The sequence below is a fragment of the Flavivirga aquimarina genome (assembly GCF_030540835.1).
Taxonomy (GTDB): domain Bacteria; phylum Bacteroidota; class Bacteroidia; order Flavobacteriales; family Flavobacteriaceae; genus Flavivirga; species Flavivirga aquimarina.
Genome location: NZ_JAUOEK010000134.1, coordinates 1 through 23,445 on the forward strand (window position 1 = coordinate 1; position 23,445 = coordinate 23,445).

Below are 23,445 nucleotides of genomic sequence, written 5' to 3' on the forward strand. Positions count from 1 at the left end.
TTTTGAAGCATTTTTTAACTTCATATATAAGCCCATATCAAAAAATTACACAAAACATAAAAGCGATTAAGAAATATTACCTTTTTCTTAATCGCTTTTAAAATTACATTTGAAAAAGAACTACCTTTTTCAGTGGCCTCGTATAAAGCGGGGCTTTTTTTAATTTATATACCTGCAAGAACAATTAATTTCAAGCATTAAATTAATAAAATCATTATGAAGCTACCGCAAAATTAAAAAAAGGTTTAATTTTGTGATCTGGATTTTGTTAATCGCTTTTCAATAAAATTGAACTAGTCTTAACAAATACCTATGTACATAACACGAATGTTATTCCTGTAACATAAGCTGAACTTGTTTCAGTAAGGCAAGAATCCCAAAGTGTTAACTAACTAAATTTAAAAGACGACCTTTTACAAGGGAACATAAAATAGCAAATCAGTATGTCTTGGTTTAAAAGAAAAACAAAAGGAATCACCACAACAACTCAAGAGAAAAAAGACACCCCTAAAGGTCTTTGGTATAAATCTCCCACTGGTAAAGTTGTAGATGCAGAAGAATTAGAGAAAAATTTCTATGTAAGTCCAGAGGACGGTTATCATGTAAGAATTGGTAGTAAAGAATATTTCGAAATCCTTTTTGATGACAATAAATTTAAAGAATTAGATACTAATTTAGAATCTAAAGATCCTTTAAAGTTTGTTGATACTAAAAAATATCCGGAACGTTTAAAAACAGCACAAGATAAAACTAACTTAAAAGATGCCGTTCGTACAGCAGTTGGAAAGTCTAAAGGAAAAGATTTAGTAGTTGCCTGTATGGATTTTGCATTTATAGGTGGTTCTATGGGAAGTGTTGTAGGCGAAAAAATTGCACGTGCTGCAGATTATTCATTAGAGAATAAAATTCCTTTAATGGTAATATCTAAATCTGGTGGCGCTAGAATGATGGAAGCAGCATTATCTTTAATGCAATTAGCTAAAACATCTGTAAAATTAGCGCAATTGGCAGACGCTCAAATTCCATATATCTCTTTATGTACAGATCCAACTACAGGAGGTACAACCGCATCATTTGCTATGTTAGGCGACATCAATATTAGTGAGCCAGGAGCTTTAATTGGATTTGCGGGACCGCGGATAGTAAGAGATACTACAGGAAAAGAATTACCTGAAGGTTTTCAAACTGCCGAGTTTTTATTAGAACACGGTTTCTTAGATTTTATTACCGTAAGAAATGAATTAAAAAATAAGGTAAATAAATATCTCGATTTAATAACAAATCAGCCTTTAAGAGTATAAACATATTAAGACTATAACAGTTTAAGCCTGATAGATTTTTAAAACCTGTCAGGCCTTTTTTATCCTATAATAAGTCTAAGTATAAACAATATCTTACTAGAATACAAAATATTGTTAGTATCCATTAAAAATCACTATATTTGCCGCTCGAAAGAGAAACTTTCGTTTACATAACAATTATTTACAATAATATTAGCATGTATTTAGATCAAAAAGAAAAAGAAGCCATCTTTAAAAAACACGGTAAAGATGCAAAAAACACAGGTTCTGCAGAAGGGCAAATTGCATTATTCACTTACAGAATCAACCACTTAACAGAACATTTAAAAAATAATCGTAAAGATTTTAACACAGAGCGTTCTTTAGTGAAACTAGTAGGAAAGCGTCGTGCTTTACTAGATTACTTAACTAAGAAAGATATCTTAAGATATCGTGCTATAGTAAAAGAATTAGGATTAAGAAAATAAGAAAAAGAGGCTTACTTGCCTCTTTTTTGTTTTTGCGTTAGGGATTGCAGCGGCATCCTTTTTATTTGTCTCTTTGAGCGCAGTCGAAAAGTTGTCAAATAAAAAGATATAGCGAAAAGCCCGACCTTTAGGTAACGCCCTATATAAAATAGAACTCTAGCGTAAGAGTTTAAACTACGTACTAGAAGAAGCTAGATCCTGAAATGAATTCGGGACAAAAGGTTTTTCATTGGTCACACAACAACTACACACAACAACACAACGACCATTGTTTAATTAGAATTAAAAAAATTTATGATTCCACAAGTTTTTAAAGAGGTCATAGACCTAGGTGACGGTAGAGAAATTTCTATCGAAACCGGAAAATTAGCAAAACAAGCACATGGTAGCGTTGTTGTGCAGTCTGGAAAATGTATGCTTTTGTGTACAGTTGTTTCCAATTACAAACAAGCAGATGTTGATTTTTTACCATTAACAGTCGACTATAGAGAAAAATTTGCTGCGGCTGGACGTTATCCAGGAGGTTTCTTTAAAAGAGAAGCAAGACCAAGTGACGGTGAAGTTTTAACCATGCGCTTAGTAGACCGTGTTTTACGTCCGTTATTCCCAAAAGATTATCATAGTGAAACACAAGTGATGATTCAGTTAATGTCTCACGATGATGAAGTTATGCCAGATGCTATGGCAGGATTAGCTGCTTCGGCTGCAATCATGTTATCTGACTTTCCTTTTGAATGTGCTATTTCTGAAGCTAGAGTTGGTCGTGTAAATGGTGAATTCGTTATCAACCCAACAAGAGCTCAATTAGAAGAATCTGACATCGATATGATGATTGGTGCTTCTGCAGACTCTGTAATGATGGTTGAAGGAGAAATGGATGAGATTTCTGAAGAAGAAATGACCGAAGCTATTAAGTTTGCGCACGAAGCTATTAAAGTACAATGTGCTGCTCAATTAAAATTAGCCGAAGCATTTGGTAAAAAAGAAACTCGCGAGTACGAGCCAGAACGTGAAGATGAAGCATTAGCTCAGAAAATTCACGATATGGCTTATGATAAAGTATATGCTGTAGCAAAAGCAGGATCTTCTAAACATGAAAGAAGTGCTGCTTTCTCAGAAATTAAAGAAGAAATTATTGCATCATTTTCTGAAGAAGAAGTTGAAGATTATGATGGATTAATATCAAAATATTACAGCAAAGCCGAAAAATCTGCAGTTCGCGACCTTACTTTAAATGAAGGTTTACGTTTAGATGGACGTAAAACGACTGATATTAGACCTATTTGGTGTGAGGTAGATTATTTACCATCAACACACGGTTCTGCGATCTTTACTCGTGGAGAAACTCAAGCATTAGCAACAGTTACTTTAGGTACAAGTAGAGAGGCCAACCAAATAGACATGCCATCATACGAAGGTGAAGAACGTTTCTATTTACACTATAACTTCCCGCCTTTCTCAACTGGAGAAGCAAGACCTATTAGAGGTACTTCGCGTCGTGAAGTAGGACATGGTAATTTAGCGCAAAGAGCTTTAAAAGGTATGGTTCCTGAGGATTGTCCTTATACTGTTCGTGTTGTAAGTGAAGTTTTAGAATCTAACGGTTCTTCTTCTATGGCAACTGTTTGTTCTGGTACTATGGCAATGATGGATGCTGGTGTACAACTTAAAAAACCTGTTTCTGGTATCGCTATGGGATTAATCTCTGATGCAGATTCTGGAAAATATGCTGTACTATCTGACATCTTAGGTGATGAAGATCACTTAGGTGATATGGACTTTAAAGTTACTGGTACTGCCGATGGTATCACAGCCTGCCAAATGGATATTAAAGTAAAAGGATTATCGTATGAAATTCTTGTAAATGCTTTACAACAAGCTCGTGAAGGTCGTTTGCATATCTTAACTAAGTTAACAGATACGATTGCTGCACCTAATGATGATGTGAAATCTCATGCACCTAAAATGGTTACTCGTACCATTCCTAATGAATTTATTGGCGCTTTAATTGGCCCTGGAGGAAAAGTGATTCAGGAACTACAAAAAGAGACCAATACAACTATTGTTATTAACGAAGACCCAGTTACAGAAGAAGGTATCGTTGAAATTTTAGGAACAGGACAAGAAGGTATCGATGCTGTTCTAGCAAAAATAGATTCTTTAATGTTTAAACCAGAAGTTGGCAGCGTTTACGAAGTAAAAGTTATTAAAATGCTTGACTTTGGTGCTGTTGTAGAATATATGGATGCACCTGGTAATGAAGTATTATTACATGTAAGCGAATTGGCTTGGGAACGTACAGAAAATGTATCTGACGTTGTAAACATGGGAGATGTTTTTGATGTGAAGTATTTTGGTATAGATTCAAGAACTCGCAAAGAAAAAGTATCTCGTAAAGCTATTTTGCCAAAGCCAGAAGGTTATGTAGCAAGACCACCAAGAGAAAGTAATGGTCGTGATAACCGTGGAAGAGATAACAGAGGTAGAGATAATCGTGGGCGCGATAACCGTCGTGACGATAGAAAACCTAGGGAAGAGAAGAAGGAAGATTAATTTCTTTAAAAACTCTAATAAATTATTAAACCTGCTAGATACATGATATCTAGCAGGTTTTTTGTTCAGGCTTTAAACTGCCAATTAATAATTGGAAATGAACGTTTACCATTTTTATTCCAAATACCAAATTGAATACCTCTAAAATTTTCAGCTTTATTAAAAACGCCTATTTGTATACCACTTCCCTTCTTTAAAATATAGTTTTCAGCAGAAATTTGAATTCCATTAAAATAATTCGCTCCATTACCCCAAACAGTTGAAATCATAATACCATTACCTTTAAATATAGCGTTACCCCCACAAGCTACAATTAATCCATTTGCACGTTCAATAGAATTAGTTAATCCAGATAGGGACAAACCATTATTCTTCCTACTATAATGCATAAATCCTGTTATCGAAATTCCATAAGCATCTATAGTTTCAAATGTTCCCGTAGATAAATTCAGACCATAAATTTGTTGTGTTGCTGATTTTTTCATAGTCAAATTATAAGCATCTTCACTATTTGACAAAGGTGATCGCGGTGCCATAAAATAAAATGGAGACAAAGGGAAGACTTCTAAACGAACCCCAAACGTTCTAGTTATATGTAGGTCATTATTATAATCAGTTGGAAAAGCCCCTAAAGATAAACCTACAATATCAGTATTTTTACTATGTGTAGTCCAAACAGGAAAACGAAACTTCCTTTCTTCTACTTGTTCAGTTTGAGCAAATGTTTGAAAACTAAACAATAATGTGATAATCAAAATGTAATATTTCATATATTCAATTTTTAAATTCAAATCAAAATTATTGTTATAATCACATTTTAAAACAACAAAATCACATATTATTGAATTAATTTTTGTGATAATCACAAATAATAAGTAATTTTAATCATGTTCCAAGCTACATTTCTTAGTTCCATAAAAGATGAACTCCCAGAGAACACTTCAACTATTGAAGCAGTCGCTACTGCTTTACAAATAAGTTATGATGCTGCACACAGACGGGTTAGTTTAAAAAGCAAATTTTCATTAGATGAAAGTATAACTTTAGCGAAGTATTATAATTTATCTTTAGATAAACTTTTTGGGATAGCCACAAGTGAATTTTTAAGCGTTGAAAAAACGAAACGTATAGAAAACGAAGATGAATTACAAACCTATTTTGAAGATTCTTATCAATCTCTTTATCCGCTTATAAAGCAAAAGAAAAGCAGGCTTTTTTATTCTGCAAAAGATATTCCGATCTTCTATAATTTAAATGGAGATACGTTAAGTCGATTTAAATATTATGTATGGTTAAAACTTTTAAATCCACAATACGCTACTAAAAGCTTTGAATCTTTTGCTCCAAAGATTTCGTTAATTGAATCAGGAAAACGCTTAGGTGGACTATATAACAATTTGAATACATCTGAAATTTGGGATATTACCTCTATAAACAGTACTCTTAAACAAATTCATTTTTACTACAACGCAGGACAAATTAACACAGAAACAGCTCTATTATTATGCGAATTATTAAAAACATTAATTAAAAGCATTTCATTAAAACTAGTATCCAATAATAATACATTTAATTTGTATTATAACGAATTGCACTTAATGAATAATAATGTGTTAGTCAGCACTCAAAATTCACAGTTGCTTTATGTTCCCTTTACCTTATTATCATATTATAAAACGAGCGATAAATACACATGTAATGAAGCTGAATTATTTTTAAACAAACAATTACAAAACTCAAAATTATTAAATAGTGCTGGCGAAAAAGAACGAAACAGTTTTTTTAATAAACTGTATTCTAAAATTGATGCTTTACATAGTTTAATAGAAGCTACTCAAGTTTTAGGTTTTGAGTAAATCTATGAACAAAAGCAAGAATTTGACAAATAATGTGACTTTTCTAAGGTTTTTGGGTCTAATAAGGGAAAACGAAAAATAATTTGAAACTTTTTGTAACATTATACGACATATATACGTATAACTACTGAATGCCCTAATATTCAATTAAATTACAAGAGAACTTTAGATGAGACAACTTAAAATTACTAAGCAGGTTACCAATAGAGAAACTGCTTCGTTAGATAAATATTTACAGGAAATAGGTAAGGTTGATTTAATTACTGCTGATGAAGAAGTGGAATTAGCTCAACGTATTAAAGCTGGTGATCAGATAGCTTTAGAAAAGTTAACAAAAGCTAATTTACGTTTTGTTGTATCTGTAGCAAAGCAATACCAAAACCAAGGTTTAACCCTACCCGACTTAATTAATGAAGGTAATTTAGGTTTAATTAAAGCGGCACAACGTTTTGATGAAACTCGTGGTTTTAAATTTATATCCTATGCTGTTTGGTGGATTCGTCAATCGATTCTTCAAGCATTAGCTGAACAATCTCGTATTGTACGTTTACCATTAAACAAAATTGGATCTATTAATAAGATTAATAAAACATTTGCTTTTCTTGAACAAAGTCACGAACGTCCGCCAAGTGCTGAAGAAATCGCTAAGGAATTAGACATGACTATTAACGATGTTAAAGAGTCTATGAAAAATTCTGGTCGTCACGTAAGTATGGATGCTCCTTTAGTTGAAGGTGAAGATTCCAACTTGTACGATGTTCTTAACAGTGGTGAATCACCAAATCCTGATAAAGAATTATTGCACGAATCGTTACGTACTGAAATTGAGCGTGCATTAGAAACTTTAACACCTCGTGAAGCCGATGTAATTCGCTTATACTTTGGTTTAGGAAATCAACATCCAATGACTTTAGAGGAAATTGGAGAAACATTTGATTTAACACGTGAGCGTGTAAGACAAATAAAAGAAAAGGCAATTAGAAGACTAAAACATACTTCTAGAAGTAAAATATTAAAAACATATTTAGGATAGTAATTTTTTTACGACTAAATAACAGTAACAAACAGTTACACATAACTGTTCGTTTTTTGATTGATGAAAGAACCCTCGGCTGATTACCGAGGGTTCACTTTTATATACACCTCCATTATTAAATCTCTTATTAAAGTGAAGACTCTTCATAAAGACTTTTCTATATTTGCAAAAAACTTTACAAAAGCATTACAATGAGTTCTAAACTAATTGCACCATCAATTCTGGCAGCAGATTTTGCAAACCTTCAACGTGATATAGAAATGGTTAATAAAAGTGATGCCGATTGGTTTCACATTGATATTATGGATGGTGTGTTTGTTCCAAATATCTCTTTTGGAATGCCTGTTTTACAAGCCATTGCTAAACATGCAAAAAAAACCATTGACGTGCATTTAATGATTGTTGACCCAGATAGATATATTAAAACTTTTGCCGAATTAGGTAGTGATGTTCTTACTGTTCATTATGAAGCTTGTACACATTTGCATCGTACACTTCAGGCTATTAAAAATGAAGGTATGAAAGCTGGTGTAGCATTAAATCCACACACAAATATTAGTCTTTTAGAAGACACCATTAATGACATTGATTTAGTGTGTATTATGAGTGTAAACCCTGGGTTTGGTGGACAAAGTTTTATTGAAAACACGTATAATAAAGTATCGCAATTAAAAGAATTAATTACACGTAAAGGTGCTTCTACAATTATAGAAATTGATGGTGGTGTTACTAATAAAAATGCAAAAGCGCTTGTTGATGCTGGGGCAGATGTACTAGTAGCAGGAAGCTATGTGTTTAAAAGCAACGACCAGGTTAAGACTATTAAAGACTTAAAAGGATTGGCCAATTCTTAATATTGCTTTAGTAAATAGTTTATTAAATCTGTAGTTGTTACTATACCTACAAGAACCGAGTCGTCAACAATTGGTAATGCGTGAAACTCATTTTTTGCTAAAATTTCAGCTACTTCTTTAATTGTTGTGTCACTTGAAACGCTTATCAAGTTTTTTGTCATAACCTGCTCAATAGTAAACATATTGTAAACAATCGCATCGACACTGTGCTCATCTTCAGTCGCATCAGCGAAACTAATTCTTAGCAAATCCGTATAGCTTAACATACCAATTATAGCTTCACCACAAACTACGGGAATATGTCTAATATTATATCTTTTAAAAAGCAACTCAGCTCTCTCCAAATCATCCGATCTCCTTAAAGCTATAATATCCTTGCTCATTATTTCTGAAACTGGAGTTCTTCTTCTCATCTTAATGGGTTTTAAATTCTATAACTAAAATTAGGCATCAAAATGGAAATAAAGTATGATAAAAGTCATATCATAAATACAAAACAAAAGAACATATCCTAGATTATGCTAGTATTCTCTAGGGCTACCTAAGTGTAAAATTACACTCATAAAAATCTAATAACCGCTAACTTTAAAATTAAGCATTTGCCTAATTTTATTATAAATTTCTGGAAACTGAGATCTAAACTCCTGTGGTGTTTCAATAAAATTCTCAATAGTAACCGCTAAAAATTCAAACTGATTTGTGTAGGCATATTTTCTAAAGTAATTAGAAGCTTTTAATTCCTCACGTAGTCCTTCATTTTCTGAGAATAATGTAGATAACTCTTTAAAGGAATCGTTAAAAATGATAGAACTTACATCGCGCTCTTTCATGCTATTAATATGGATGGCATGTGTAAGTTCATGTATGCCCAAATTTAAATTATCGTTTTCATCATCAAAGCCTTGTACAAAATCTTCCCAAGACAACACTAAAGCTTTCAATTTAGGGTTAAACTCTCCTTTATGATATGTTTTGTTAATATTAGAATAATATTTACTAGGATATATTACTATCTTAGAAATAATACCAATATAAAAATCACGAAAACCAAAAGTTAACATTGCTGCTGTTGAAGCTATTAAAACTTTCATTTCGTCGCTTACTACAATATCTCTACCTATAAAATCCTTATCTTTTATAAAGGATGCTACACGATGCTCAAAATATTTTTTCTCTTTAGTCGTAAGTTTTTTATAAAAAGAAAATTGGTGTGTTAAAATAGATTTTTGATTTTTATTTAACCGCCTTAGATAAAAGTAAAAATGATTATATAATGGTCGTTTATTTTTAAGCACATACCCCATTTCTATCATTCTTATAGCATAGTTTAAAAGTATACATGCTAGAACAACAAAGAGAATTCCTAGAATTATTTTACTGCCCAAAGTGTACTTTTCTATAACAAGGATTAGAAACATAGTTAGCTTAACGTATTAAAATATAATATATTTTAATTAATTATTTTGAACATAATAATTAATTAAATGCATAGATATGAAACAAAATACGTTTAAAACTCAAATTAACTGATAAAATGAAATTACTTATACATAAAACAGGGCTTCTCTCCTTCTCCTGCAAAAAAACTCTAGAAGATAGTTTTTATTCAAAAAATTAATGTTTTCCTCTTGATCCTTTTGTAAAAAAATTGTCCATCTAAATAATAAATTTGATTATCACATCTATTCATGCCACTGGTGAAACAAATAGATATAAAAATCTCAAATTGCTAATAAAATATTGATTCAGAGCCTAGTAACCCGGTACTATAAAAAGCCCAATCCGGTTCTCTAAATTTTATATTATTTTATCAATCATGATAACGGTCTTGAAATGCTAAAACATTATATAACTTACTCCACTTCTTATTTGTCATCCATTCAACAACTAGAACGCTAAAATTAAAAAAAAGTTAAAGTTTTTTTATTGCTAACCAATTGTTTAGTTTTGTATCGAATTTAAAAATTCATGGCCAGAAAGAAGCAATATATAGAAGAAGAAGTTATAGACAAAGCAATGCAATTGTTTTGGAGAAATGGTTATAAAAATACGTCTATAAAAATGCTTGAAAGAGAAATGAATATCAATAAATTCTCAATATATTCTAGTTTTGGAAGTAAACATGGCATTTTTATTGAAAGTTTAAAATGCTACAAAGAAAAGACAAATGCAATGTTTAAAAAACTCGAAAAAGCTACTAATGGTGTTGAAGGTATTAAAGAGTTTTTCTATGAATCTGTTAATTTTTGCTATCAAAAAGGAAATCAAAAAGGCTGTTTAGTAACCAGTACTTATAATGAATTTTCAGAGAGCGAAGATAAATTAGTAAAAGATCAAATGGAGGAATTTATGGAAACCCTTAAAAGTATATTTATTAAAAAATTAAAGATGGATGGCACCAAAGATGATGAGACCATACAAAAACAGGCTAATTTTTTATTATTAGCAAAACATGGTTTAGCTACAGCTACTAGGGTTAATAACCAAAAAGAAATACAAGACTATATTGACATGACATTTAATAATATTTAATATTTTTTTACTCTATAACTAACCGATTGTTTAGTTATTGACAACAATTATAATAATAAATTCAATAGACTAAAAAAACTTATAGAATATAACATAAAAAATAAAACAATATGAAATTTAGTATAACATCAATCATTATTTTAAGTACACTTCTTTTTGCTTGCAATAATAAAAGTAAAACAGAACCTAAACAAGAACAAAAACAAGAGCAAACAATCCAAGTTTTTAAAAACAAAGGGCATGAATTAATTTATAAAATGTCGCAAAAAGTAGGTGATTATAATTCCCTTAGTAAAAATAAGGACGTCATCTATACTTATACCTATCGCACTCCTGATGGCAAGGCTGATATTTCTACAGAAAAATACATATTTAATGGAGAATTATCATATGGATTATACGACCAACACCAACGCACTTTTCCTGATTTAGAAGGGCAAATCGAGCAAGGTTATGACGGCAGTGAATATTGGCTCAAACACAATGGGGAGACCCTAGATGATACAAAACGATTGAAAAGAGTTGCATTTAATAGGCCTACAAATTTTTATTGGTTCACAATGTTTCAAAAATTATTAGATCCTGGAGTGAATTACGAATATATCGGAGAAAAAACGTTAAATAATATAAAATATGACGTAGTTAAAATCACCTTTAATTCAAACGAAGAAAAACCTACAGACATTTATCAACTTTATTTAAATAAGAATACATTATTAGTAGATCAGTTTCTTTTTACTGTGGCAGATTTTGGAGTCATGGAAACACCTTTTTTAATGAAACTTCAATATGAAAAAATAGAGAATTTAATGATTCCTACAAAACGTCTGTACAAAAAATCAACATGGCATGCAGATGTAAGTGATGCCCCTTGGATAGAGGTGACTTGGTCTAATATTGTATTTAATAATAATCTAAATATAAAGGATTTTAAAAAATAAATAACAACAGCATAGAACAGAGCCTTTATTTGAAATAAACACATAAAAAAGCAGGTGAATTAATCTTCCACCTGCTTTAATAATATAGAAATGGTTTAAATTTTTTTCAATTGAGTAAAAGAGCTATTTCTTGCTTCAATCAAAAAAGTTTAAATCACTTCATAATTAATTATTATTTTTTGATAATGCGTTTATTAATTAACCCGAGTTTCCTAAAAAAATAGGAGCATAATAAGTTTTAGTATTTTAGAATTGGAAGATTTATTTAAAGAAACAGAGCAAGTTCGCTTACAAATAGCAAGAAAAACCAATTCTAAAAGAAAGGACAAGCCTTATGTAGCTTACATAAAAGAAGCCATGAGGAAAATTATTGAAACTTCCATTAGTCAAATTTGCAGCTTAATGCCCAGACACATTAATGCTGTAACTACTAATGGTTTTATTATAAAACTAATGCTGGTTGTGATGGCTTTTCAAATCAAACAGATAATTTAAAATTGGAAACTCGAGTTAATTAGGTATATAGGTTTGAGCTTTTGTAGATAATGTGAAGTTTATTAACAATAAAACTAAAACGTAATGTGTTGCTTTTGTAATGTTTTGTTTTGTTTTCATAATTTTTAATGTTTATTCGGGTTAAACTTTACTTAATCTTTTAAATATGTACATATACCCGTAAAACGTTCTGTTTTTTTTAAACCCTAACCTTTTTAATGTTACCAAAATGCTAACATTTTTTATAGCTTAATATAAACCTGTCACACAAACCCCCATAACATATTGTTTTTAAGGTTTTTACACAAAACATGAGTTTGTAATACTTTTGCGACATGAAGTGAATGACTTTGTTGACCTACTTTAAGTCTATGTGTAGCTTGTACCATTTTGTAACTTTCTCTCAATAGCAGACAGGGATATTAGTCTTATAATACCTTTTTTTATCAAAAAAATTGAAACCAGAAAAAAATTCGACGAAAGGCGAAAAAAAAATAAATCGACTATTATACTGATTAGCAACAAGTAAAATACCCAACAAAACTTTGTGTGCATTGCTTCTAATTTTTCTTTCGGAAAACCCTAGTTCTTTTTGCTATATTCACCCCAAAATCTGAAAACTCTGGTAGATTTTCACGCAAAAAATCATATACAAATCGTCAAATGATTTTAAGCAAATTAGTAATCTATTAGATATTAGGTTTACTAATGAAAATACATGGAATAAGTCAACTGTGAACACTACCATCAGTTATACAGAATAAGAAATGACAAGAAACAACCCTTTATTTAGAATATTGACAAACATTAAATAATAAAAAACCCAAAACAACATGAAAAAATTAACAATGATTTTAGGAATCACAACGCTTGTTCTAGTAGGCACTACAGCAAACGCTCAATTAGGAAGGTTAAAAAACCTGACCAAGAAAAAGGAAAGAAAAGAAAAAACAACATCGGAGGGTAAGGATAAAAAAGCATTGGAATTGGACTATACTACTTTTAAATTTACTCCAGCCATTACTATGAGCTCTTTGCTGTATGCAACAGAAATTTCCGAAAAAGGATCAACACGTCTTCAAAACTATACGGCCTCTTTTGTTCCTTATAAAAAGAAAGATGGGTCGAGTGTAAGCAATCTCAATGATCAATCGCAATACTTAATAATAAAAGTTTTTAAAGGTACCGAATTCATCGACTATTTTGAGTATGATGGTGATCAAACTTTTGACAATAAAAAACTAAGAAAACTTAATGCTCCATCTAGCCGATACCAAAAAAATGGAGAATGGGCTGATGGAACAAATGTTGACCTTAAAAAATGGGGAGAAGGAATGTATCGCCTAGAGTTTTATGCAGGAAACAAATTGTTCTACAACTTTGATTTTGAAGTATATAAAGTAACAAATGACGATCCATATGCTGAACTTAATGAGATGTATTTAAGCCGTGGTGCATGGAATAAATACGCTTATATGGAACACCAAAAATCTGGCAACATGGTATTTGGGTTCTACATGCAACATGAAGAATTTCAACCGAATCCATCTGATCCAAATAAAACGTTAAAAGACGTAAAATGGACACTTAACATGACCAAAGACGGTAAGCCTTTTGCTACCAACTACAATGGCTTAAGCAAACCAGTTAAGGGTAAAGTTAATCGTGCTAAATGGACTGAAATGAATACAGCAATGAAGTCTTCAGACGGTAAGCAAGTTATTAAACTATCCAGCCTTACTGATGGTGCTTATAAAATAGAGGTGAAAGTAGATATTGAAGCCAAACCTAGGGTTTACAATTTTTCTGTAGCTAACAACAAAATTGTTTTAATGGATGAACAAGACAGAAGCAAGAATACTGATCCTACCAGATTAGTTGAAGGTTGGAATAACTTTTATTGGTTTAAACTGGAGTGATAACTAAATGAGTTGAGTCTAAGTCTTTCAAATAATGGTATCATAAAAATTAGGAGCTATGATTCGACTATTAAATAAATAATCGATTGCCAACAAAAAAAGAGGTCGTCTAAAAAATAATTTTTAGGCGATTTTCTTTTTTTGTTATCTTTTGATTTTTCATTATTCTAGGATTAAATTATGTTTCTAATAATCATGGTAAATCTTATTTTAGAGGAATTGCATTTACAATGTTAATATGGTGGCTATTCTTCTATTTCGCTTTAATGACTACTGAAGAATACTCATTTGGTATTGAAAAATTTTGGACATCAACACAAAATAGTGTGAAGTATTTTTTTAATTTTATTATTCCTACTCATAAAACCAACTATATGGATGAGCTCAAACCTAATAACTGGTTTTATCTATGGGATTTTATCGGTAGAGCATTAGTCGCATTTGGAATATACCAAACAATTCAAGCATTTAGAAAATATAAGAAATAAACCAGATACAGTGACACAAAAAGTGACACAGCAACAAAATAAAAAATCGCAATAATCTAAAAATTAGCTTATTACGATTTTATTTTGTGACCGCGAAGGGATTCGAACCCCCAACCCTCAGAGCCGAAATCTGATATTCTATCCAGTTGAACTACGCAGCCTTTTTCAGTATTCAGTATTCAGTATTCAGTATTCAGTATTCAGTATTCAGTATTCAGTATTCAGTATTCAGTATTCAGTATTCAGTATTCAAAATTAATTTTTACTTTATTAAAAAACTAATAAATACCAAGATTCATACTAAGACAATTTAGACCTTACAATATTAGAAATCGTTTTTCCGTCTGCTTGTCCAGCTAACTCTTTACTAACAATGCCCATTACTTTACCCATATCTTTCATACCCTCTGCTCCTATGCTATCTATAGTCATAACAACTACTTTCTCAATTTCTTCATCACTTAATGCTTCTGGTAAAAATTGTGCAATAACATCTGCTTCTGCTAATTCTGGAGCAGCTAAATCTTCACGTCCTTGCTCTATATAAATAGCAGCACTGTCTCTTCGTTGTTTTACTTGCTTTTGAAGGATTTTAAGCTCTTGTTCTTCTGTTAAATCTTCCTTTGCACCACTTTCTGTCTGCGCTAATAAAATAGCAGATTTTATGGCACGTAAAGCTGTTAAAGCTGTTTGATTTTTAGCTTTCATAGCTTCTTTTAAAGCAGACATAACATCTTGTTGTAAACTCATTATAACATTTTTATTTAAACGCGAAGATATAAAAAAGTTGGAAGCATGAAGTGTGAAGTACGAAGAAAAAATGATTCCCTCCTTCGAGGGAATAACAAAATTTCAATTAAATAAAAAACCCGAAAAGTTGAGGGATACTTTTCGGGTTCATAACACAAATAAGGTCAGTGTGCTTTTTAATCTACATTATCATGTAAAAACGAGTTATTACTTCGCAATTGTATATCATCATTATCATCAAACCCAATACTGGTTCTAGACATATCTGTTTCGGACGAATGTTTAGCTTCATCTAAATTAACGCCTTGACGTTTATATGCAGGAACCTTTTCTATGTCATCGATTTTTGCATTGTTGAATTTATAATTAAAATCTTTCATTTTACGCCTGCGCTCTTCTGCTCTCTCTTTAAGCAACTCAGATATTGGGCTATTCATTGGGTCGACTTCCTGTACCTCTTCTTCTTTTAAATCAGACTCTTCTGGCTTGGTTTTCTTTTCAAATACAATATCATTATCTACTTCTTCTAAAACCTCATTAGGTGCCGGTTGCTTTTTATTCATTGAAGATTCAACCTCAACATAATCATCTAAAGCATAACGAATATCGCCATCTTCATTTGTTTCTGTAACTGGTATGAGCTCTACATAGTCATTTACCGGTATATCTTTAACTTCATCATCTGTTAATTCATAAGAAGTAACTGCTTCTGCTACTTCTTTTTCAGGCTCTTCATTATTATCTGAAAGAGGCAAATCGAAGGTTAAAGTTATTTGCTGTTCTTCTTCAATATAATCTGAAATAATTTCTACATCTGTAATTTCTTCAACATCGTCAGACATTCTTGTAACTGGCTTAATGATAAAATCTTCTTCCTCTTCTTCTATATCTGCTTTTACCTCATCATATACTACGTTAATGTTTTTAATAATTTCAGATGTTGGTATTAAATCTATATTTTCTTCTGTTTTTGGTTTAACCAGATTTTGCTTATTAATGAAACTCTTTTCTAAATTGCTAAGAGTATCTTCATCGGTTTCTAAATCTAAAGTATGGCGAACTATAGGTGTCTCCTTTTTTTCTTCTAGTTCAATTGTTGGAGCTATAATTACAGGTTCTTTTTCTTTAGGGTTTAAATCTTGATCTTCACTAAGTGAATGCACTACTTTTTTAGTTTCCGTATTAGAAATTTCGTCCTGTTGTTCAAGATTAAAACCTGTGGCAATAATGGTTACTGCTATAGATTCTTCTAGCGATTCATCTTCACCAACACCCATAATAATATTTGCACCATACCCTGCTTCTGTTTGAATGTGATCGTTAATTTCTCCTATTTCATCAATAGTAATTTCTTGAGAACCTGAAACGATTAATAATAAGACATTCTTGGCCCCAGTAATTTTATTATCGTTTAATAATGGTGAATCTAAAGCTTTTCGAATAGCATCTTGAGCGCGATTTTGTCCTGATGCTAAAGCAGATCCCATAATTGCAGTTCCGCTATTACTCAGTACCGTTTTAGCATCACGTAAATCAATATTTTGTGTGTAGTGGTGTGTAATAACTTCAGCTATACCACGAGCAGCAGTTGATAGCACTTCGTCTGCTTTAGAGAACCCTGCTTTAAAACCAAGATTACCATAAACCTCACGAAGTTTATTATTATTTATTACAATTAAAGAATCTACAACGTCTCTTAACTTTTCAATCCCTTTTTGAGATTGCTCAATACGCATTCTACCTTCAAACTGAAACGGCATGGTTACAATACCTACTGTTAAAATATCTAGCTCTCTAGCCATTTTAGCAATAATAGGAGCAGCTCCGGTTCCCGTACCACCGCCCATTCCTGCTGTAATGAACACCATTTTGGTATTGGAATCTAACATTTGTGAAATATCATCAAAACTTTCAACGGCAGATTGCTCACCAATATCTGGATTTGCACCCGCACCCAACCCTTCGGTTAAATTAACGCCTAATTGGATTTTGTTTGGAACACCACTATTCTGAAGTGCTTGGGCATCGGTATTACATATGTAAAAATCAACACCTTTAATACCTTGTTGGAACATGTGATTAATGGCATTACTACCTCCTCCTCCAACACCAATAACTTTAATAACATTTGACTGATTCTTTGGTAAATCAAATGCAATGCTTTCGAATTCTTCTTTGCTGCTCATAGATTCTATTTTACTGAGGTTCTATATTTTATTTTTTTATTCAATGGATATTTTTTTCCTTATACCATCATCTGATAGCTTCGTTAAAATTGTTATCTGAACAATTTTATTACGTTTATTTCTACTCTGCGTTATCTAAAAAATCTTTAACGCGTTCGGTTAATTTATCTAAAAAAGAACGTCGTTCTTTTATCGGTTTTTCTGCAACTTCTTCACTAGGTGTTTCTTCTTCATTTTCAATATTAAAAGCCTCTTTTTGCTCTAACTTCTTTCTTTCTTGACGCATTAGTCCATCTAAAACCAATCCTACTGCTGTTGCATACAAAGGGCTAGTTATATCTCCATCACTATCTCCTGCCAAATGTTCATTTGGATACCCTATTCTAGTATCCATACCTGTTATATATTCTACTAACTGCTTTAAATGTTTTAACTGACTACCTCCTCCTGTTAATACAATACCTGCAATTAATTTTTTCTTTTGCTCTTCGTGTCCGTAATTTTTAATTTCTACATAAACTTGTTCAATAATTTCAACAACACGGGCATGAATTATTTTTGAAAGATTTTTTAATGTAATCTCTTTTGGCTCTCTACCTCGTAAACCTGGTATAGATACTATTTCGTTGTCTTTATTTTCTCCTGGCCACGCAGAACCAAATTTTATTTTTAGTAATTCGGCTTGCTTTTCAATAATGGAACAACCTTCTTTAATATCTTCAGTAATCACATTGCCTCCAAAAGGAATAACTGCTGTATGGCGAATAATACCATCTCTAAAAATGGCTAAATCAGTAGTACCACCTCCTATATCGATAAGTGCAACACCTGCTTCTTTTTCTTCTTGACTTAAAACCGCATTTGCAGAAGCTAATGGCTCTAATGTGATACCTTCTAAATTTAAACCGGCACTTTGCACGCAACGCCCAATATTTCTAATAGAAGACACCTGACCCACAACTACATGAAAATTAGCTTCTAAACGGCCACCATACATACCTATTGGTTCCTTAATTTCTGCTTGCCCGTCTACTTTATATTCTTGAGGTAATACATGAATAATTTCTTCCCCGGGAAGCATTACCAATTTATGTACTTGATTTATTAATCTATCTATATCCTCTTCGTCTATAACATGCTCTGAATTGGGTCTTGTTATATAATCACTATGTTGTAAGCTTCTTATGTGTTGTCCGGCAATACCAACAGTAACGCCTTCAATTTTCATTTCGGCAGAAACTTCCGCTTCTTGAACTGCTTGCTGTATAGATTGAATCGTTTGCGTAATATTATTTACAACACCACGGTGCACCCCTAAACTTTTAGATTTACCTATTCCTAAAATTTCAACTTTATCGTATTCATTTTTACGACCAATCATTGCCACAATCTTTGTGGTTCCTATATCTAATCCTACTGCTAAATTATGCTCCATGACTTATATTTTGGTACATATAACTTGGTTGTCAAACTGTAAATTGACTTTACTATAATTATTAAGTGTTTTTTCTTTTAGGTTTTTTTGATAAAACGCTTTTAAATTATTAATCTTTTTATCTAAAAAATTCACATCGCCTAATTGTACTGTAAAATGGCACTGTCTCAATTTTAAATAAATATTTTTATTCCTACTTTGATGAATCTCTATAACATTCTTTTTTAAGAATTCATCGTTGGTAATTTTATTTGCAATCGTATAAATACTTTTTAAATTATTCTTTTCAACCAATCCTGTAACCAATGGTACCCTAGCCGAATAATTGGTAGACAATGGCATATAAGAACCTTCGTCATCAATATAATAAGACGCATTTGTACTCACTCGCGCTATAGGTGTTTTTTGTTCTATTTCAGCATTAAGTGTACCATTTACAGCAACATACACTTCTGCCGCTTTTATCATTGAATTAGATTTTAAGGTATTTTCTAGGCTATTCAAATCTAAAGTTTCTTTGGGTACATTTTTAACACCATCATATTTTTGTATTAACAATTTACTAACAGTCTCATTTGTAACAAAAAGGTTATTATCTCCAATAAATTTCACATGAGGATCTGAAACCTTTCTAACAGCATTTTTCTTTGATGCAAAAACGAATAAGAAAGCCACCAGTGTCACTAAAACAAACATCTTTATGTAATTCCAATTAACTCGCAATGCTTAATTCTTTTTTTATATGTTCTACTTGTTCTCCAATATCACCTGCACCAATAGTCAATATAATTTTTGCATGACTACGGTGTATCGTTGGCAATAACTCTTTTTTACTTACCAACTGTTTATTTTTATTCTTTATTTTATTTAATAACCATGTTGATGTTACTCCTTCTATAGGCAATTCTCTGGCAGGGTATATATCTAATAGTATCAACTCATCAAACTGCGATAAACTTTTAGCAAAATCATCTATAAAATCGCGGGTTCTACTATATAAATGAGGTTGAAAAATAGCCAATACTGTTTCGTTAGGATACATTTCTCTAACGGCTTGGTGTACGGCATTAATTTCTTCCGGATGATGTGCATAGTCATCAATAAAAACCAGATTATCCGTTTTTATATGGTAGGTAAATCTACGCTTAACACCTTTATAGGATACCAAAGCTTTAGTAAGCTGCTCGTAAGAACAACCATATTCGATGGCCATTGCCAAGGCAATTAGTGCATTCAACAAATTATGCCTACCAGGTAAATTAAACTGCAAACTTTCAAGTACTGTTTTAGGGGTTTTTACATCAAAAACATACGTACCATTTTCTATTCTTATATTTTGGATTGAATAATCTGAATCATCTTCTATACCATAAGTAATACCCTGTAATGGCAATCCATTTTTAACAAATAATTTCCCATTAGGTTTGAGCCTTTTTGAAAAACCTTCAAATGATTTCTTTAATTCTGAAACTTCTCCATAAATATCTAAATGATCTGCATCCATGGATGTGACACAGGCCATATCTGGAGACAATGCTAAAAAAGAACGATCAAACTCATCTGCTTCAACTACCGAAACTTCTGTGCCGTTTAATATTAAATTAGAATTATAATTTTCACTGATTCCCCCAAGAAATGCTGTTAAAGGCACATCGCATTTATTCATTAAATGCCCTAAAATACTTGTTGTGGTTGTTTTTCCATGCGTACCTGCAACTGCCAAGCAAAACGTGTTTTCGGTTATTAAGCCTAAAATTTGAGAACGTTTTAAAACCTGATATTCATTCGTATTAAAATACGTTAGTTCTAAATGATCCTTAGGTATTGCCGGTGTGTAAACCACCAGAGTCTTTTCTTTATTTAAAAAGGGTGATGGAATATTATCTACCAAATCCTCGAAATGAACCGCAATGCCCATAGTCTCTAAACTGTCTGTTATTTCTGTTTGCGTTTTGTCATACCCAGCAACACATTTATTGTTTTCGTGAAAATAGCGCGCCAAAGCACTCATACCAATGCCTCCTATACCTACAAAATATATATTATGTATATTGTTTAAATTCATTTTTGTCATTCCTGCGCAAGCAGGTATATAATCTTTATTATTTCTCTTTTGTGGATTCCTGCCTTCACTTCGACTACGCTCAGTGACCATCAGGAATGACAAACAGATTTAATTTATATTTCTATTTCAGAAGTTTTTCTACTTCATCTACTATTTCTTTGGTAGCATTTTCCAATGCCATTTTCTTCATATTTACTCCCAACTCCTTCTGTTTTTCCGGAGACGCTATTAGCTGTGAAAATTTGTTTTCAAAATCCACATCTAAATCAGCCTCTTTAATTATCATAGCCGCATTATTATTCACAATTGCCATCGCATTTTTTGTTTGATGATCTTCTGCCACATTTGGAGACGGAATAAAAATTACCGGCTTACCTACTATACATAACTCCGAAACAGAACTTGCTCCTGCTCTGGATATTATAATATCTGCTGCTGCATAAGCAAAATCCATATCATTTAAAAACTCATGGACCTGTACATTCTTTGTATTATTATAAATTTTGTATTGCTGATAATACAACTTTCCACATTGCCATATAATTTGAACGTTTAACGTGTCTAAAAAATCCAACTCATCCTCAATCAACTCGTTTATTCTTTTAGCTCCTAAGCTCCCTCCTAACACCAAAAGCGTATACTTTCCATGTTTCAGATTAAAGAAGTTTTTTGCTTCTACTGCTTTACTATCAATTTCTAATAAATCTTGACGTACCGGGTTTCCTGTTTTTATAATTTTTTCTTTAGGAAAAAACTGTTCTAAACCATCATAAGCCACACATATTTTTTTCGCTTTTTTTGATAACAACTTATTAGTAATACCAGGATACGAATTTTGCTCTTGTATTAAACTCGGAATTTTTTTTGATGCTGCAACATATAATAATGGCCCACTGGCAAAACCTCCTGTTCCTATAGCAACGTCTGGCTTAAATGCATTTATTATGCTTCGTGCTTTCCAAAGACTGCTTATTAGCTTAAAAGGAAATGCTAGATTTTTTAAGGTTAGCTTTCGCTGAATTCCCGAAATACAAAGCCCTTCAATAGCATATCCTGCTTGCGGCACTTTTTCCATCTCCATTCTGTCTTTCGCTCCTACAAATAAAAACTTAGCATCTGGAAAACGAGATTTTAGCTCATTTGCAATAGCAATGGCTGGATAAATATGCCCTCCTGTTCCTCCTCCAGATAGTATGATTTTATATGTTTCTTTTTTTGCCACTAATTCACTAATATTTATTAAAAAATCCCATAAATTAAATTTCAAATTACATCCTTAAACCTGCTTTGTCTTTTCTTTATTTTTCAACTTTTTAAATGGTTTCACTTAAAATTTCTAACGGGTTATCTTCTTTTATTTCTTGTTCTTTTATTTCTTCTCGTTTTGCACTTACACTTAGAATAATTCCTATGGCTAAACATGTCATCCATATAGAGGTTCCTCCACTACTTATTAATGGTAATGTTTGCCCCGTTACCGGAAATAACTCTACAGCCACAGCCATATTAATAAGTGCTTGAAATACTATTGGTACACCTACACCTAGTACTAAAAGCTTCCCGAATATGGTGTCGGATTTTTGAGATACAATAACAATCCTAAATAACAACCACATGTAAAGTGTCAGGATTATAAAACCTCCTATTAAGCCATATTCTTCTATGATAATAGCAAAAATGAAATCTGAAGACGATTGCGGTAAAGCATGTTTTTGAATACTCTTACCTGGACCAACACCAAATACTCTACCTGATGCTATAGCTACTTTTGCTTTTTCTATCTGGTAATCTGCTTCTGTATCTTTACTATTTGAATAATTTTTAATTCTATTTTCCCAAGTCGTTACTTTAACATGTAATGGTCCTGTTGTTAATTTCGCAAACATTACAAAAAACACTAAAGCCAACAAGCCCGATCCTAATATAACTACCAAATAGCGTACAGGATATCCTCCTAAAAAAACCAAGAATATCACCATTGAAAAGATAATGGCAGTCGTTGAAAAGTTTGACGGCAGTATTAAGGCCAGTACTAAAAAAACAGGCAACCAAAGTGGCAGGATAGACTTTTTTAATGTAATATTGGTGTCTTTCATTTTTGACATATATCGCGCCACATACACCATAAGTACAACAGAAGCCAAAGCTGATGTTTGAAAAGACATCCCTACAATTGGTATTTTAATCCATCTACTGGCACTAGCTCCTCCAACAACGGTTCCTTGTAACATGGTAACAACTAACAATACTAAAACTATTGGAATAGTTACTAAAGACAAACCTCTAAAGTATCTGTACGGAATTTTATGCACTCCATACATAATAACAAACCCTAAAAACAAATGCATAAAATGCTTTACAAACGAGATAAACGTATTCCCATTATACTTATCGTATGCTAAATCACTGGCTGCACTGTAAACCGGCAAAAATGATGCTATAGCCAACAACGCTACTATAGCCCAAATTAACCTGTCTCCTTTTATGTTTTTAAATACTGTTTGCATCCCATCTGTCCTTTCGGACATCTTCCCAAAGGGAAGAAATTGTTATTTAATTATACTTCT

General features: G+C 32.0%; 20 protein-coding genes, 1 tRNA gene and 1 pseudogene. 11 read left to right on the forward strand and 11 right to left on the reverse strand.

What is annotated here, in order from left to right; translation table 11 throughout:
* Positions 1 to 443 precede the first annotated feature (443 nt).
* The 3 genes from accD (at position 444) to Q4Q35_RS13275 (ending at position 4,321) form a co-directional block, all read left to right on the forward strand.
* Entirely contained in the window at positions 444 to 1,301 is an 858-nt protein-coding gene (gene accD, locus Q4Q35_RS13265; protein ID WP_303278476.1) for an acetyl-CoA carboxylase, carboxyltransferase subunit beta, read from the forward strand.
* 197 nt (positions 1,302 to 1,498) lie between these two features.
* The gene (gene rpsO / locus Q4Q35_RS13270; RefSeq protein ID WP_303278477.1) at positions 1,499 to 1,768 is read left to right on the forward strand and encodes a 30S ribosomal protein S15; all 270 of its coding nucleotides are present in this window, start codon (positions 1,499 to 1,501) and stop codon (positions 1,766 to 1,768) included.
* Positions 1,769 to 2,062: 294 nt separating this feature from the next.
* Positions 2,063 to 4,321 (forward strand): polyribonucleotide nucleotidyltransferase, encoded by a 2,259-nt coding sequence (locus tag Q4Q35_RS13275; protein ID WP_303278478.1) that lies wholly within the window; start codon positions 2,063 to 2,065, stop codon positions 4,319 to 4,321.
* A gap of 65 nt (positions 4,322 to 4,386) precedes the next feature.
* Here the strand turns inward: Q4Q35_RS13275 and Q4Q35_RS13280 are convergent, their stop codons facing one another.
* Positions 4,387 to 5,091, reverse strand: a complete 705-nt coding sequence (locus Q4Q35_RS13280; protein ID WP_303278479.1) for an LA_2272 family surface repeat-containing protein — start codon at positions 5,089 to 5,091, stop codon at positions 4,387 to 4,389.
* Positions 5,092 to 5,208: 117 nt separating this feature from the next.
* Between Q4Q35_RS13280 and Q4Q35_RS13285 the strand changes: the two genes are divergently transcribed.
* The 3 genes from Q4Q35_RS13285 (at position 5,209) to rpe (ending at position 8,067) form a co-directional block, all read left to right on the forward strand.
* Positions 5,209 to 6,177 carry a hypothetical protein gene (locus Q4Q35_RS13285; protein ID WP_303278480.1) on the forward strand — a complete coding sequence of 323 codons (969 nt, stop codon included), beginning with the start codon at positions 5,209 to 5,211 and terminating at the stop codon, positions 6,175 to 6,177.
* Between the two features lie 169 nt (positions 6,178 to 6,346).
* Positions 6,347 to 7,210, forward strand: coding sequence for a sigma-70 family RNA polymerase sigma factor (locus tag Q4Q35_RS13290; RefSeq protein ID WP_019387909.1), 864 nt, complete (start codon positions 6,347 to 6,349; stop codon positions 7,208 to 7,210).
* 194 nt (positions 7,211 to 7,404) lie between these two features.
* A complete protein-coding gene (gene rpe, locus Q4Q35_RS13295) occupies positions 7,405 to 8,067 on the forward strand; it encodes a ribulose-phosphate 3-epimerase (protein WP_303278481.1) in 663 nt (220 codons plus the stop codon).
* Here rpe and Q4Q35_RS13300 read toward each other — a convergent pair.
* Positions 8,064 to 8,480: a CBS domain-containing protein gene (locus Q4Q35_RS13300; RefSeq protein ID WP_303278482.1), complete on the reverse strand. Its 417-nt coding sequence runs from the start codon at positions 8,478 to 8,480 to the stop codon at positions 8,064 to 8,066. The genes rpe and Q4Q35_RS13300 overlap by 4 nt on opposite strands.
* A 156-nt stretch (positions 8,481 to 8,636) precedes the next feature.
* Positions 8,637 to 9,485 (reverse strand): zinc-dependent peptidase, encoded by an 849-nt coding sequence (locus Q4Q35_RS13305; RefSeq protein WP_303278483.1) that lies wholly within the window; start codon positions 9,483 to 9,485, stop codon positions 8,637 to 8,639.
* Between the two features lie 550 nt (positions 9,486 to 10,035).
* On the opposite strand from Q4Q35_RS13305, the gene Q4Q35_RS13310 reads away from it, so the two are divergent.
* The 5 genes and pseudogenes from Q4Q35_RS13310 to Q4Q35_RS13330 all read left to right on the forward strand — a co-directional run bounded on the left by Q4Q35_RS13310 (position 10,036) and on the right by Q4Q35_RS13330 (position 14,442).
* Positions 10,036 to 10,599, forward strand: coding sequence for a TetR/AcrR family transcriptional regulator (locus tag Q4Q35_RS13310; protein ID WP_303278484.1), 564 nt, complete (start codon positions 10,036 to 10,038; stop codon positions 10,597 to 10,599).
* Between the two features lie 110 nt (positions 10,600 to 10,709).
* Positions 10,710 to 11,540: a DUF6503 family protein gene (locus Q4Q35_RS13315; protein WP_303278485.1), complete on the forward strand. Its 831-nt coding sequence runs from the start codon at positions 10,710 to 10,712 to the stop codon at positions 11,538 to 11,540.
* Positions 11,541 to 11,789: 249 nt separating this feature from the next.
* A pseudogene (locus Q4Q35_RS13320) lies at positions 11,790 to 12,035 on the forward strand (IS982 family transposase); the annotation flags it as partial.
* A gap of 833 nt (positions 12,036 to 12,868) precedes the next feature.
* Complete coding sequence (locus Q4Q35_RS13325; protein WP_303278487.1) at positions 12,869 to 13,954, forward strand: hypothetical protein; 1,086 nt, start codon at positions 12,869 to 12,871, stop codon at positions 13,952 to 13,954.
* A 266-nt stretch (positions 13,955 to 14,220) separates the two neighbouring features.
* Complete coding sequence (locus tag Q4Q35_RS13330) at positions 14,221 to 14,442, forward strand: hypothetical protein (protein ID WP_303278488.1); 222 nt, start codon at positions 14,221 to 14,223, stop codon at positions 14,440 to 14,442.
* A gap of 87 nt (positions 14,443 to 14,529) precedes the next feature.
* Here the strand turns inward: Q4Q35_RS13330 and Q4Q35_RS13335 are convergent.
* The 8 genes from Q4Q35_RS13335 to Q4Q35_RS13370 all read right to left on the reverse strand — a co-directional run bounded on the left by Q4Q35_RS13335 (position 14,530) and on the right by Q4Q35_RS13370 (position 23,385).
* Positions 14,530 to 14,603 (reverse strand) — tRNA-Arg (locus Q4Q35_RS13335).
* 139 nt (positions 14,604 to 14,742) lie between these two features.
* Positions 14,743 to 15,192, reverse strand: coding sequence for a GatB/YqeY domain-containing protein (locus tag Q4Q35_RS13340; protein WP_303278489.1), 450 nt, complete (start codon positions 15,190 to 15,192; stop codon positions 14,743 to 14,745).
* Between the two features lie 176 nt (positions 15,193 to 15,368).
* Entirely contained in the window at positions 15,369 to 17,378 is a 2,010-nt protein-coding gene (ftsZ, locus tag Q4Q35_RS13345) for a cell division protein FtsZ (protein ID WP_303278490.1), read from the reverse strand.
* 121 nt (positions 17,379 to 17,499) lie between these two features.
* On the reverse strand, positions 17,500 to 18,813 hold the full coding sequence (gene ftsA / locus Q4Q35_RS13350; RefSeq protein ID WP_303278491.1) for a cell division protein FtsA: 1,314 nt from the start codon (positions 18,811 to 18,813) through the stop codon (positions 17,500 to 17,502).
* A 3-nt stretch (positions 18,814 to 18,816) separates the two neighbouring features.
* Positions 18,817 to 19,509, reverse strand: a complete 693-nt coding sequence (locus Q4Q35_RS13355) for a cell division protein FtsQ/DivIB (RefSeq protein ID WP_367892745.1) — start codon at positions 19,507 to 19,509, stop codon at positions 18,817 to 18,819.
* A 16-nt stretch (positions 19,510 to 19,525) separates the two neighbouring features.
* Positions 19,526 to 20,878: a UDP-N-acetylmuramate--L-alanine ligase gene (gene murC, locus Q4Q35_RS13360; RefSeq protein WP_303278493.1), complete on the reverse strand. Its 1,353-nt coding sequence runs from the start codon at positions 20,876 to 20,878 to the stop codon at positions 19,526 to 19,528.
* A 121-nt stretch (positions 20,879 to 20,999) separates the two neighbouring features.
* Positions 21,000 to 22,100 (reverse strand): undecaprenyldiphospho-muramoylpentapeptide beta-N-acetylglucosaminyltransferase, encoded by a 1,101-nt coding sequence (gene murG, locus Q4Q35_RS13365; RefSeq protein ID WP_303278547.1) that lies wholly within the window; start codon positions 22,098 to 22,100, stop codon positions 21,000 to 21,002.
* A gap of 91 nt (positions 22,101 to 22,191) precedes the next feature.
* Positions 22,192 to 23,385 carry an FtsW/RodA/SpoVE family cell cycle protein gene (locus tag Q4Q35_RS13370; protein WP_303278548.1) on the reverse strand — a complete coding sequence of 398 codons (1,194 nt, stop codon included), beginning with the start codon at positions 23,383 to 23,385 and terminating at the stop codon, positions 22,192 to 22,194.
* Between the last annotated feature and the right edge of the window lie 60 nt (positions 23,386 to 23,445).

Bases quoted from the DNA above. Each gene is read 5' to 3' on its own strand.
- Q4Q35_RS13275 (WP_303278478.1), top strand. From the start codon at position 2,063: ATGATTCCACAAGTTTTTAAAGAGGTCATAGACCTAGGTGACGGTAGA.
- Q4Q35_RS13315 (WP_303278485.1), top strand. From the start codon at position 10,710: ATGAAATTTAGTATAACATCAATCATTATTTTAAGTACACTTCTTTTT.
- accD (WP_303278476.1), top strand. From the start codon at position 444: ATGTCTTGGTTTAAAAGAAAAACAAAAGGAATCACCACAACAACTCAA.
- Q4Q35_RS13340 (WP_303278489.1), bottom strand. From the start codon at position 15,192: ATGAGTTTACAACAAGATGTTATGTCTGCTTTAAAAGAAGCTATGAAA.
- ftsZ (WP_303278490.1), bottom strand. From the start codon at position 17,378: ATGAGCAGCAAAGAAGAATTCGAAAGCATTGCATTTGATTTACCAAAG.
- Q4Q35_RS13370 (WP_303278548.1), bottom strand. From the start codon at position 23,385: ATGCAAACAGTATTTAAAAACATAAAAGGAGACAGGTTAATTTGGGCT.
- Q4Q35_RS13280 (WP_303278479.1), bottom strand. From the start codon at position 5,091: ATGAAATATTACATTTTGATTATCACATTATTGTTTAGTTTTCAAACA.
- Q4Q35_RS13325 (WP_303278487.1), top strand. From the start codon at position 12,869: ATGAAAAAATTAACAATGATTTTAGGAATCACAACGCTTGTTCTAGTA.
- Q4Q35_RS13285 (WP_303278480.1), top strand. From the start codon at position 5,209: ATGTTCCAAGCTACATTTCTTAGTTCCATAAAAGATGAACTCCCAGAG.
- Q4Q35_RS13310 (WP_303278484.1), top strand. From the start codon at position 10,036: ATGGCCAGAAAGAAGCAATATATAGAAGAAGAAGTTATAGACAAAGCA.
- Q4Q35_RS13330 (WP_303278488.1), top strand. From the start codon at position 14,221: ATGACTACTGAAGAATACTCATTTGGTATTGAAAAATTTTGGACATCA.
- Q4Q35_RS13355 (WP_367892745.1), bottom strand. From the start codon at position 19,509: ATGTTTGTTTTAGTGACACTGGTGGCTTTCTTATTCGTTTTTGCATCA.
- Q4Q35_RS13305 (WP_303278483.1), bottom strand. From the start codon at position 9,485: ATGTTTCTAATCCTTGTTATAGAAAAGTACACTTTGGGCAGTAAAATA.
- rpe (WP_303278481.1), top strand. From the start codon at position 7,405: ATGAGTTCTAAACTAATTGCACCATCAATTCTGGCAGCAGATTTTGCA.
- Q4Q35_RS13290 (WP_019387909.1), top strand. From the start codon at position 6,347: ATGAGACAACTTAAAATTACTAAGCAGGTTACCAATAGAGAAACTGCT.
- rpsO (WP_303278477.1), top strand. From the start codon at position 1,499: ATGTATTTAGATCAAAAAGAAAAAGAAGCCATCTTTAAAAAACACGGT.
- ftsA (WP_303278491.1), bottom strand. From the start codon at position 18,813: ATGGAGCATAATTTAGCAGTAGGATTAGATATAGGAACCACAAAGATT.
- Q4Q35_RS13300 (WP_303278482.1), bottom strand. From the start codon at position 8,480: ATGAGAAGAAGAACTCCAGTTTCAGAAATAATGAGCAAGGATATTATA.
- murC (WP_303278493.1), bottom strand. From the start codon at position 20,878: ATGAATTTAAACAATATACATAATATATATTTTGTAGGTATAGGAGGC.